The organism is Streptomyces sp. NPDC090025 (genome assembly GCF_044748125.1).
GTDB lineage: Bacteria > Actinomycetota > Actinomycetes > Streptomycetales > Streptomycetaceae > Streptomyces.
The window spans coordinates 24305-35423 of record NZ_JBIVFL010000010.1 but is presented as its reverse complement, the minus strand read 5'-3'; the positions used below and the strand labels follow the sequence as shown (position 1 = coordinate 35423).

The following is an 11119-nucleotide window of genomic DNA, read 5'->3' as shown; positions in this document are numbered from 1 at the left end:
GGAAAGGAGGTCTTCGCGCTCATGTCCACGCGTGCCCGCCAAACCGGCGAAACACTCAGCAAGTTGGGCCCCTTGAAGTGGTTCAGGCTCAGCGCTGATCGGCATCCGCTGTACGGCTACTACCAGGTTCCTTATCTGGGATGGCGGTTCGAGACGCCCACGGACGAAAACCTCCGGCTCATCGAGCAGGCAGTGCGCTCGACACCCACCTCGGTGGAATGGGGCATCGACACGTCCCGCCGGAACTGGCTCCTGGCTCCGTCCACCCTCCTGGAGGGGAACCATGACGACAGAGCGGTCGGCACTTTTGACGAGCGCGTCAACCTGGCCATGCGGGACCAGGATTTCTGCGTCGCGGCATTGAAGGATCTGGATGCGATCATCCGTATGCTTCGCTCCCTCATCGCCGCCGGCGGCGACGGCGACCATCACCTGTCCCACGAGCGATGAGCACCGCGCGGCTCCGCCGGATCGCCGACGCCACTGGGCTGGATCTCTCCCACAGCCCCGCGCCCGAGGGTGTCCCGCCCCTTCTCGACGCGCTGCGGAGCGTGGCCAACTGGGAGACACGGCCCTCGGCCACGGTTCCCGTCGGGCAGGCCGGAGCGCTTGCCGAAGTGGACCGGTTGTGGCACCTGCACGCACGACGGTGCGGGTTGTTCGCGGTGGACGGGGCGTTCCTGCTGGGGGTCTCCGGGCCGGGGGCGGCCCAGGCCGGGTGGGCCGTGGTGCGGTGGCGGGACGGGGCCCGGCTCGCGGCGGGGCTCGCGCGGCCGGAGGAGGGGCTGGACTTCGTGGCGATGTCCGTGGACGGCCGCGTGGTGTGCGGGGTCATCGAGGAGGACGACGACTACTGGATCGTCGTCCAGGAACAGGCCCAGGGGCAGTAAGGGCCCGCCCGCCCCGCCGGGTACGCCGAAGGGCCCCGGATCGTCCTCCGATCCCGGGCCCTTCCGCGTACAGCGACCGGCTACCAGCCAACGGCTACCAGCTGTCGGCCAACGGCTACCGACTAGCCCTCCACGACCTTCGTCTCCGCCGGCTTGCGCAGCGCGATGTTCAGCTCCTTCAGACGGGCCTCGTCCAGCTCCGTCGGAGCGCCCATCATCAGGTCCTGCGCGTTGCCGTTCAGCGGGAAGGCGATCGTCTCGCGGATGTTCGGCTCGTCCGCGAGGAGCATCACGATGCGGTCGACGCCCGGGGCGATGCCGCCGTGCGGCGGGGCGCCGAACTGGAAGGCGCGGAGCATGCCCGCGAACTCCGTCTCGACGACCTCGCGGCTGTAGCCGGCGATCTCGAACGCCTTGAACATGATGTCGGGCTCGTGGTTCCGGATCGCGCCCGAGGACAGCTCGATGCCGTTGCAGACGATGTCGTACTGCCAGCCGAGGACGTCCAGCGGGTCCTTCGTCTCCAGCGCCTCAAGGCCGCCCTGCGGCATCGAGAACGGGTTGTGCGAGAAGTCGATCTTGCCGGTGTCCTCGTCCTTCTCGTACATCGGGAAGTCGACGATCCAGGCGAAGCGGAAGACGTTCTCCTCGAAGCGGCCCGCGCGCTTGGCGGCCTCGACCCGGACCGGGCCCATGATCTTGGAGACCTCGGCGAACTCGCCCGCGCCGAAGAACACCGCGTGACCCGGCTTGAGGCCGAGGCGCTCGGTGAGGACCTTGACGTTCTCCTCGGTGAGGAACTTGGCGATCGGGCCGGTCAGCGCGTTCTCCTCGCCGACGCGGACCCAGGCCAGGCCCTTCGCGCCGAGCGAGACCGCGAAGTCGCCGAGGCCGTCGAAGAACTTGCGCGGCTGGTCACCGGTGTCCGGCACGGCCAGCGCGCGGACGTGCTTGCCCGCGAACGCCTTGAACTCGGAGCCCTCGAACACGTCGGTGATGTCGACGAGCTCCAGGTCGGTGCGCAGGTCCGGCTTGTCGTTGCCGTACTTCAGCATCGACTCGCGGAACGGGATCCGCGGGAACGGCGAGCTGACCGGGCGGCCGCCGCCGAACTCCTCGAAGAGCTCCGTCATCAGCTTCTCGATCGGCTGGAAGACGTCCTCCTGCTCGACGAAGCTCATCTCGACGTCGAGCTGGTAGAACTCGCCCGGCGAGCGGTCGGCGCGGGCGTCCTCGTCGCGGAAGCAGGGCGCGATCTGGAAGTAGCGGTCGAAGCCCGAGATCATCAGCAGCTGCTTGAACTGCTGCGGCGCCTGCGGCAGCGCGTAGAACTTGCCGGGGTTCAGCCGGGACGGCACGACGAAGTCACGGGCGCCCTCGGGGGAGGTCGCGGTGAGGATCGGGGTCGCCATCTCGTTGAAGCCGAGCGCCACCATCTTGGAGCGGATCGCGGCGATGACCGCGGAACGCAGCATGATGTTGCGGTGCATCCGCTCGCGGCGCAGGTCGAGGAAGCGGTACTCCAGGCGCCGCTCCTCGTTCACACCGTCGTCGGCGTTGATCGTGAACGGGATCTGCTGCGCCGCGCCGAGCACCTCGACGTCGGCCGCCTCGATCTCGATCTCGCCGGTCGCGAGCTCCGGGTTGACGTTCTCCGTGCCGCGCGAGACGACCTTGCCGTCCACCCGGACGACGGTCTCCTTGGTCAGCTTGTCGAGCACCTCGGCCGCCGCGGTGCCCGGACGGGCGACCAGCTGGGTGATGCCGTAGTGGTCGCGCAGATCGATGAAGAGGATGCCGCCCAGGTCGCGCCGATTGTGCAGCCAGCCGCTGAGCCGGACGTCGGTGCCGACGTCAGAGGCGCGGAGCTCGCCGCAGGTGTGGGACCTGTACCGATGCATCGTCGTTCATCCAGTCTTCGGGAATGCGGATGGGGTGGTGACCCTGGGCCGTATCAAGGCGATCCAAGGCTTTCCCAGCCTACCGGGACACCCAGGATCGGGATCCGAATACTCTCAGTGGCGACCTGGTGTCCGATATTCATACAGTGGGGCAATGCGCACCGAGGAAGTCCTGGCCGCCATCGCGACCGGCCTGTGGCGCTGGGACAACGCTTCCGGGGTGGTCTCCCTCGACGCGGAGGCGGCCCGGCTGCTCGGGCTGCCCGCGGCACCCGTGCGGCTGGCCGAGGCGCAGGTGCGCTCCCGCTTCCACCCGGTCGACTGGAACGAGATCGACGGCGTCGTCGCGCTCGCCGTCGCCGAGGGCACCCTGGCCGAGGCCCGGCTGCGGATCATGGATGAGCACGGACGGGTGATCCGTACCGTACGGAGCCGGTCCAAGCCGCTGATCGAGGGCAACGACTACCAGCTGGTCGGCACCCTCCAGGAGGTCGCCGAGCCGCAGCCCGGCACGGCGGGCCCGCACACCCCGATCACCGGCGACTGGCGCCGCTCCCGCGAGGCGTTCCTGCTGGACGCGGGCCGGGCGCTCGCCGAGGCCCGGTCGACGGCCGAGGTCCTTCGGGTGGCGGCGTCGCTGTCGATGCCCGGCTTCTCGCCGGACGGACTCGCCGTCTTCGGCATGGCGGGCGAACGGCTCACCGTCATCGGCCACCACGGGCACGGCGACGGCGACGAGGGCCCGTTCAGCTCGATGACCGTGGACACCGACTACCCGGCGGCCGAGGTCGTACGGACCGGGCGGGCGATCTATCTGCCGAGCCCGGAGGAGTACGCCCGGCGCTTCCCGATGACCTGGCCGCTGGCGCAGCGCTTCGGCCGCCGCTCCTGGGCGTTCGTGCCGCTGGTGGTGGCCGGGCGCACGATGGGCGCCTGGATGGCCGCGTTCAAGCACCCGGTGTCGTTCACGCCCGACGAGCGCAGCGTGCTCACCACGGTCGCCCGGATGCTGGCGCAGGCGCTCGCCAGGGCCGGGGTCGCCGAGTCCGAGCGGGAGCTGTCGCTCGGTCTGCAGCGCGCGATGATGCCGGTCATCGGCCCCGGCATCCCCGGCATCCGGCTGGCCGCCCGCTATGTGCCGACCGGCGGCGGGCTCCAGATCGGCGGTGACTGGTACGACCTGATCCGGCTGCCCGGCGGGTCCGGCGCCGGCCGGATCGCGTTGGTCATCGGGGACGTCCAGGGGCATGACGTACGGGCCGCCGGCCTGATGGGCCAGCTGCGGATCGCCCTGCGCGCGTACGCCTCCGAGGGCCACCGCCCGGACGCGGTGCTGTCCCGCGCCTCGCGCTTCCTGTACGGAATCACCGACGGCACACCGGGCGAGGAGGAGTACGGCGGGCCGCGCTTCGCGACCTGTCTGTACCTGGAGGTCGACCTGGAGACCGGCGCCGTCGACATCGCCCGCGCCGGGCACCCCGACCCGGCGGTCCGGATGCCCGACGGCACGGTGCTGCTGCGGCCCACGGCGGGCGGCCTGCCGCTCGGCATCGACCCGGACACCGACTACCCCACGACCCGGCTCGTCCTGGAGCCCGGCGAGACCCTGATGATGTGCACCGACGGGCTCCTGGAGACCGGCGGGCACGACCTCGACAGCGGCTGGGAGCGGGTCCGCAAACTCCTGGAGGCCGACGAGGGCGAGGACCTGGAGGCGCTCGCCGACCGCCTGGTGGAGGCCGTCCACGGCCCCGAGTCGCACCACACCACCGGACCGCTCGCCGACCGCCGCGAGGACGACATCGCGCTGCTGCTGCTCTCCCGCCAGGGCACGGCGGTACGGGAGGCCCCGCGCCGCACGATGATGACGGTCGCGCAGGCCGAGCCGGAGCGGATCGCCGCCGCCCGCGAGCAGCTGCGGCAGCTGCTGCACGACTGGACGGACGAGGACCAGGTCGACTCGGCGGTCCTGATGGTGTCGGAGATGGTCACCAACGTCCTGGTGCACACCGACGGCGACGCGCTGCTGGTCGCCGAGGTGGTCTGCCGGGACGCGGCGGCCCGGCGGCTGCGGGTGGAGGTCGCCGACGCCAGCGACGAGCTGCCGCACAAGCGGCACCCGGGCGAGATGGCGTCGAGCGGGCGCGGGCTGATCCTGATGGAGATGCTGGCCGACGCGTGGGGCGTGGACCCGCGGGGCGAGGGCAAGGCGATCTGGTTCGAGCTGAACGAGAACGAGGGTGAGGGAGAGGGCTGACCCCTCGGCCCCGGGCCTGGGCCTGGGCCCGGCCCTGGGCCTGGGCGCCTGGGGCGCGGGCCGGGCCCCCTCCCGTACCTCCGCCCCACCTCGCGACGCGTCCCCGCCGGGCGGAGACTGGTCTCGTACGGCCGCCGCGCGCGGGAGCCCGGCGGCAGCCCCCGCGGGGGGAGCCACGGAGCGCGTCATGGACACCCACAAGGTCGGCAGCGACACCACGGTCCTCGCGGACAGCCTGGAAGTCCCCGGGATCGGCCACATGCCGGTCAACGCCTACGTCCTGACCGCCGCCGAACCCGTCGTCGTCGACACCGGGCTCTCCCTCGCGGACCGCGACTTCGTCGCCGCCGTCGGCGCGGTGGTCGAGCCCGCCGACGTCCGCTGGATCTGGCTCACCCACCCCGACAAGGACCACACCGGCGGCATCTTCGACCTCCTCGAAGCCGCGCCGCACGCGCGCGTGGTGACCACGTTCCTGGGCGCGGGCGAGATGACCACCAAGCGGCCGCTGCCGATGGACCGGGTCATGTTCCTCAACCCGGGCGAGCGCCTGGACGTCGGGGACCGCGAGCTCGACGCGTTCCGGCCGCCGCTGTTCGACAACCCGGCGACCGTCGGCTTCTACGACGAGCGGACCCGGATCTGCTTCAGCTCGGACTGCTTCGGCGGCCCGATGCCGACCGTCGAGCTCGCCGAGAGCGGCCACGCCAACGACCTGAAGCCCGAGGAGCTGCGGGCCGCGCAGCTGCTCTGGGCGACGATCGACAGCCCGTGGGTGCAGGTGGTGGACCCGCTGAAGTACGGGGTGTGGGTGGACCAGCTGCGTGGGATGAACCCGGAGATCGTGCTCAGCACCCATCTGCCGCCCGCCGTGCGGATGACCGGGCAGCTGATCGAGACGCTGACGATGGCGCCGGACACGGACCCGTTCGTCGGCCCCGACCAGGCGGCCCTGGAAGCGATGCTGCGGACCTTCCAGCCGGGCGGCCTGGCCACCGCCTAGCCGGCCTCGGCCCCGTCAGCGCCCTCAGCCGGGTCCGATGCCTCGGGCGCCCCGTACCGGCTGCGCAGTTCGCCGATGATCCCGAAGAACGCGGCGGTCAGCGGCACCGCCAGCAGCATCCCGAGGATCCCGGCGACCGACGCACCGGCGGTGATCGCCAGCATCACCACCGCCGGATGCATCTGCACGGTCCTGGACTGCACCACCGGCTGGAGCACATTGCCCTCGATGACCTGCACGGCGAGGACGACACCGAGCACCCACAGGGCGATGACGAAGCCGCGGTCGGCGAGCGCCACGAGGACGGCGACCGCGCCGGACAGGAAGGCGCCGAGGTACGGGATGTAGGCGGTGACGAACACAAGGGCCGCGAGCCCTACCGCGCCCGGCACCCGCAGCACCAGCAGGCCGATGCCGATGAGCACCGCGTCGACGAAGGCGACGAAGGTGGTGCCGCGCATGAAGCCCTCGACGGCCTCGAAGGCGCGCCGCCCCATCGCCTCGACCATGTCGCCGGTGGAGCGCGGCGCCAGCGAGCGCAGCACGTCGGCGGCGCGGTCGGAGTCGCGCAGGAAGAAGAAGATGAGGAGCAGCGCGAGGACGGCGGTGGCGATCATCTCGCCGACCACGCTGAGTCCGGTGATCACCCCGGAGGCGGCGGTGCCGCCGAACTTCTCCAGGAGTTTCTGGGCGTTCGTGGCGAGGTCGTCGAGGGAGGTCCCGGCGGCGCCGAAGTGTTCGGCGATGCCCTTGGCGGCCTGCCGCAGCGAGTCGACGATCTGGCCGCCGGTCTCGATCAGCGCGGCGACCACGATGTACGTGGCGCCGCCGACGACGGCGAGCACGGCGAGCACGGTCAGTCCGGCCGCGAGCGACTTCCGCACCTTCATGCGAAGCAGCCGCCGGTAGAGCGGGCCGAGCAGCGCGGTGCCGAGCAGCGCGAGCAGCACCGGGGTGACGGCGGTCTGGAAGACCACGCAGAGCCAGACGAAGACGGCCGCGACCCCCGCGACGAGCAGGGCGACCCCGCACCAGGCGGCGGTGCGGCGGGCGCCGAGCGGCAGCAGGGGTTCGGTGGGCACGCCTCCACCGGACCACGGCGCCCGGTGTGCCGTCGCGCGCAGGGCGCCGTACGGGTGACCTCACCCGTACGACGCCCCGTACCGCGTCGACCGCCGCGTGACGGCCTTCGGTTACTCGCCCATCCCGTGCACGGCCGGGATGGTGCCGAGCCGGCCGGCCTGGAAGTCGTCGAACGCCTCGCGCAGTTCGGCCTGGGTGTTCATGACGAACGGGCCGTAGTGCGCCATCGGCTCGCGGATCGGCCGGCCGCCGAGGAGCACGACCTCCAGGTCGGGGGTGTTCCCGTCCTGCTTGTCGTCGGCGCGGACGGTCAGCGCGCCGCCCTTGCCGAAGACCGCGGTCTGGCCCAGGTGGACCGGACGGCGCTCCGCGCCGACGGTGCCGCGCCCGGCCATGACGTACGCGAGGCCGTTGAAGTCCTCGCGCCACGGCAGATTGATCTCGGCGCCGGGGCGCAGGGTGGCGTGGATCATCGTGATCGGGGTGTGGGTGACGCCGGGGCCCTGGTGGCCGTCGAGCTCGCCCGCGATGACCCGGAGCAGCGCGCCGCCGTCGGGCGAGGTGAGCAGCTGGACCTGGCCGCCGCGGATGTCCTGGTAGCGCGGGGCCATCATCTTGTCGGCGGCGGGCAGGTTGACCCACAGCTGGAGGCCGTGGAACAGGCCGCCGCTGACGACGAGGTGCTCCGGCGGGGCCTCGATGTGGAGGAGTCCGGCACCGGCGGTCATCCACTGGGTGTCGCCGTTGGTGATGGTGCCGCCACCACCGTTGGAGTCCTTGTGGTCGAAGATGCCGTCGACGATGTACGTGACGGTCTCGAAGCCGCGGTGCGGGTGCCAGGGCGTGCCCTTGGGCTCGCCGGGCGCGTACTCCACCTCGCCCATCTGGTCCATCATGATGAACGGGTCGAGGTACTGGTAGTTGATGCCGGCGAAGGCGCGGCGCACGGGGAAGCCCTCGCCCTCGAAGCCCTGCGGCGCCGTGGTCACGGCGAGCACGGGGCGGGCGACGGCGTCGGCGGTGGCGCTGACGCGGGGCAGGGTGAGCGGGTTCTCGACAGTCACGGCGGGCATGGGATGACCTCCTTGTACGTCCACTTTAGTTGAACACTGAACTTTCTGCCACCCAGAACGCGGAACGCCCGGGAGGTATTCCTCCCGGGCGTTCCACGCGATCCAGCATGGGTCAGCCGTACATCCGGCGCATCGCGTAGTCGACCATCTGCTCCACGGCCTTGGCGTCGAACACCATCCGGTGGTCGCCCTCCATGTCGAGGACGAAGCCGTAGCCGGTCGGCAGCAGGTCGATCACCTCGGCGCCGGTGATCACGAAGTACTTGGACTCCTTGCCCGCGTACCGGCGCAGCTCCTTGAGCGAGGTGAACATCGGGATCACCGGCTGCTGGGTGTTGTGCAGCGCGAGGAAGCCCGGGTTGTCGCCGCGCGGGCAGTACACCTTGGACGTCGCGAAGATCTGCTGGAAGTCCTCGGCGGCGAGGGTGCCGGTGGTGAAGGCGCGCACGGCGTCGGCGAGCGACGGCGGGGACGGCTCGGGGTAGAGCGGCGGCTGCTGCGCGTACCCGCCCTGCATGCCCTGGGCCATGCCCGGATCCATCCCCTGCATCCCGGGCTGCTGCATCCCGGGGTGCATACCGCCCGGCATCCCGGCCTGCGGCGGCGGAGTGCCGTACTGCTGCTGCCCACCCGGGCTCTGCTCGTAGCCGTACATGGGCGGAAGCCTATCGAGGCCCGGCGGGGGCGTGCGGCCCGCGTCACAGATGTCCGAAGAGGGGTTGCCCTTATTACCGGCGGGTAGCATCATCGTAGGGAGCGTCAGCTACTCATGGGTAGCGCCCGCCTGCCTGCCGCACCACCGCTGTACGCGCACCACCGTTGTACGAGACATCCGCCTCCCCGATTCTTACGGAGCCGTCGCCATGGGGCACTACAAGTCGAATCTCCGCGACATCGAGTTCAACCTGTTCGAGGTGCTCGGGCGCGACACGGTGTACGGCACCGGTCCGTTCGAGGAGATGGACGTCGAGACCGCCAAGAGCATCCTCGACGAGGTCCGCCGCCTCGCCGAGAACGAGCTGGCCGAGTCCTTCGCCGACGCCGACCGCAACCCGCCGGTCTTCGACCCCGAGACCAACACCGCCCCGGTGCCGGCCTCCTTCAAGAGCTCGTACAACGCCTTCATGGACTCCGAGTACTGGCGTCTGGGCATCCCCGAGGAGATCGGCGGCACGGTCTCCCCGCGCTCGCTCATCTGGGCCTACGCGGAGCTGCTGCTCGGCTCCAACCCGGCCATCTGGATGTACTCCTCCGGCCCGGCCTTCGCCGGCATCCTGCACAACGAGGGCAACGAGGCGCAGAAGAAGGTCGCCAAGATCGCCGTCGAGCGCCGCTGGGGCTCCACGATGGTGCTGACCGAGCCCGACGCGGGCTCCGACGTCGGCGCCGGCCGCACCAAGGCGGTCCAGCAGGAGGACGGCTCCTGGCACATCGAGGGCGTCAAGCGCTTCATCACCAGCGGTGAGCACGACATGGAGGAGAACATCCTCCACTACGTCCTCGCCCGCCCCGAGGGCGCCGGACCCGGCACCAAGGGCCTGTCCCTCTTCCTGGTCCCGAAGTTCGAGTTCGACTGGGAGACCGGCGAGCTCGGCGCCCGCAACGGTGTCTACGCCACCAACGTCGAGCACAAGATGGGCCTCAAGGCGTCCAACACGTGCGAGATGACCTTCGGCGACCAGCACCCCGCCAAGGGCTGGCTGATCGGCGACAAGCACGACGGCATCCGCCAGATGTTCCTCATCATCGAGTTCGCCCGCATGATGGTCGGCACGAAGGCGATCTCCACCCTCTCCACGGGCTACCTCAACGCCCTGGAGTACGCCAAGGAGCGCGTCCAGGGCACCGACCTGGCGAACTTCATGGACAAGAACGCGCCCAAGGTCACCATCACCCACCACCCCGACGTGCGCCGCTCGCTGATGACGCAGAAGGCGTACGCGGAGGGCATGCGCTCCCTCGTCCTCTACACGGCCTCCGTGCAGGACGAGATCGCGATCAAGGAGTCGGCGGGCGAGGACGCCAAGGCCCTGCACGGCCTGAACGACCTGCTGCTCCCGATCGTGAAGGGCTACGGCTCCGAGAAGGGCTACGAGCAGCTCGCGCAGTCGCTGCAGACCTTCGGCGGCTCCGGCTTCCTCCAGGAGTACCCGATCGAGCAGTACATCCGGGACTCCAAGATCGACACCCTCTACGAGGGCACCACGGCCATCCAGGGCCAGGACTTCTTCTTCCGCAAGATCGTCCGCGACCAGGGCGCGTCCCTGAACGCGCTGGCCGAGGAGATCAAGAAGTTCCTCGCGGTCGGCACCGGCGGCGAGGACCTGGCGGACGCCCGCGACGCGCTCGCCAAGGCGGCCGTCGACCTGGAGGGCATCGTCGGCGCCATGCTGACCGACCTCACCGCCACCGGCGAGGACGTCAAGAACATCTACAAGGTCGGCCTCAACACCACCCGCCTGCTGCTGGCCTCCGGCGACGTCGTCGTCGGCTACCTGCTGCTGCGCGGTGCCGCCGTCGCCGCCGAGAAGCTCGCGGCCGGCGCCTCCGGCAAGGACGTCTCCTTCTACCAGGGCAAGATCGCGGCCGCGAAGTTCTTCGCCGCCAACGTCCTGCCGGGCGTCGCCGCCGAGCGCGCCCTCGCCGAGCGCGTCGACGGCGCCCTGATGGACCTGGACGAGGCCGCGTTCTAAGAAGGGGCCCCCTCGGGGGCCGCTTCGTACCGCACAGGTACGCGCCTGAGTCCACACACGCGGAACGGCTCGCTCCCGGGGAGGGGAGCGGGCCGTTCCGTACGTTCGGGGGCGGCGGCGTACGTTCGGAGGCGTACGTTCGGGGGCGTACGTTCGGGGGCGGAGGCGTACGTTCCGGGGCCGTGGACGCACGCTCCGTCGCGCCCGGGCACGTTCCGG

General features: G+C 70.8%; 9 protein-coding genes. 5 read left to right on the top strand and 4 right to left on the bottom strand.

All coding sequences use genetic code 11. From position 1 onward, the window contains the following. The first annotated feature begins 21 nt into the window (after nt 1-21). Both ACIPXM_RS22390 and ACIPXM_RS22385 read left to right on the top strand, forming a co-directional pair. Entirely contained in the window at nt 22-450 is a 429-nt protein-coding gene (locus ACIPXM_RS22390) for a hypothetical protein (protein ID WP_401658020.1), read from the top strand. Beyond that, nucleotides 447-890 carry a hypothetical protein gene (locus tag ACIPXM_RS22385; RefSeq protein ID WP_401658018.1) on the top strand — a complete coding sequence of 148 codons (444 nt, stop codon included), beginning with the start codon at nt 447-449 and terminating at the stop codon, nt 888-890. The genes ACIPXM_RS22390 and ACIPXM_RS22385 overlap by 4 nt, the downstream gene beginning before the upstream one ends. Nucleotides 891-1012: 122 nt before the next feature. Here the strand turns inward: ACIPXM_RS22385 and aspS are convergent, their stop codons facing one another. Next, nucleotides 1013-2791 carry an aspartate--tRNA ligase gene (aspS, locus tag ACIPXM_RS22380; protein ID WP_401658016.1) on the bottom strand — a complete coding sequence of 593 codons (1779 nt, stop codon included), beginning with the start codon at nt 2789-2791 and terminating at the stop codon, nt 1013-1015. A gap of 154 nt (nt 2792-2945) precedes the next feature. Between aspS and ACIPXM_RS22375 the strand changes: the two genes are divergently transcribed. Both ACIPXM_RS22375 and ACIPXM_RS22370 read left to right on the top strand, forming a co-directional pair. Further along, on the top strand, nt 2946-5048 hold the full coding sequence (locus ACIPXM_RS22375) for a SpoIIE family protein phosphatase (protein WP_401658014.1): 2103 nt from the start codon (nt 2946-2948) through the stop codon (nt 5046-5048). Between the two features lie 187 nt (nt 5049-5235). After that, nucleotides 5236-6051, top strand: coding sequence for an MBL fold metallo-hydrolase (locus ACIPXM_RS22370; RefSeq protein WP_401658012.1), 816 nt, complete (start codon nt 5236-5238; stop codon nt 6049-6051). Here ACIPXM_RS22370 and ACIPXM_RS22365 read toward each other — a convergent pair. From ACIPXM_RS22365 to ACIPXM_RS22355, 3 genes are all read right to left on the bottom strand, one after another. Then, entirely contained in the window at nt 6048-7133 is a 1086-nt protein-coding gene (locus tag ACIPXM_RS22365; RefSeq protein WP_401658010.1) for an AI-2E family transporter, read from the bottom strand. The genes ACIPXM_RS22370 and ACIPXM_RS22365 overlap by 4 nt on opposite strands. 111 nt (nt 7134-7244) lie before the next feature. Beyond that, nucleotides 7245-8207 carry a pirin family protein gene (locus ACIPXM_RS22360; protein WP_401658008.1) on the bottom strand — a complete coding sequence of 321 codons (963 nt, stop codon included), beginning with the start codon at nt 8205-8207 and terminating at the stop codon, nt 7245-7247. Between the two features lie 112 nt (nt 8208-8319). Further along, nucleotides 8320-8862: an SseB family protein gene (locus ACIPXM_RS22355; RefSeq protein WP_401658006.1), complete on the bottom strand. Its 543-nt coding sequence runs from the start codon at nt 8860-8862 to the stop codon at nt 8320-8322. 208 nt (nt 8863-9070) lie between these two features. Here ACIPXM_RS22355 and ACIPXM_RS22350 point away from each other — a divergent pair, with 208 nt between their 5' ends. Beyond that, nucleotides 9071-10900, top strand: a complete 1830-nt coding sequence (locus ACIPXM_RS22350) for an acyl-CoA dehydrogenase (protein WP_401658004.1) — start codon at nt 9071-9073, stop codon at nt 10898-10900. Nucleotides 10901-11119 lie beyond the last annotated feature (219 nt).

Excerpts from the sequence above, each read along its gene's own strand:
- ACIPXM_RS22360 (WP_401658008.1), bottom strand. The coding sequence starts at position 8,207 with ATGCCCGCCGTGACTGTCGAGAACCCGCTCACCCTGCCCCGCGTCAGC.
- ACIPXM_RS22385 (WP_401658018.1), top strand. The coding sequence starts at position 447 with ATGAGCACCGCGCGGCTCCGCCGGATCGCCGACGCCACTGGGCTGGAT.
- ACIPXM_RS22355 (WP_401658006.1), bottom strand. The coding sequence starts at position 8,862 with ATGTACGGCTACGAGCAGAGCCCGGGTGGGCAGCAGCAGTACGGCACT.
- ACIPXM_RS22375 (WP_401658014.1), top strand. The coding sequence starts at position 2,946 with ATGCGCACCGAGGAAGTCCTGGCCGCCATCGCGACCGGCCTGTGGCGC.
- ACIPXM_RS22370 (WP_401658012.1), top strand. The coding sequence starts at position 5,236 with ATGGACACCCACAAGGTCGGCAGCGACACCACGGTCCTCGCGGACAGC.
- aspS (WP_401658016.1), bottom strand. The coding sequence starts at position 2,791 with ATGCATCGGTACAGGTCCCACACCTGCGGCGAGCTCCGCGCCTCTGAC.
- ACIPXM_RS22350 (WP_401658004.1), top strand. The coding sequence starts at position 9,071 with ATGGGGCACTACAAGTCGAATCTCCGCGACATCGAGTTCAACCTGTTC.
- ACIPXM_RS22390 (WP_401658020.1), top strand. The coding sequence starts at position 22 with ATGTCCACGCGTGCCCGCCAAACCGGCGAAACACTCAGCAAGTTGGGC.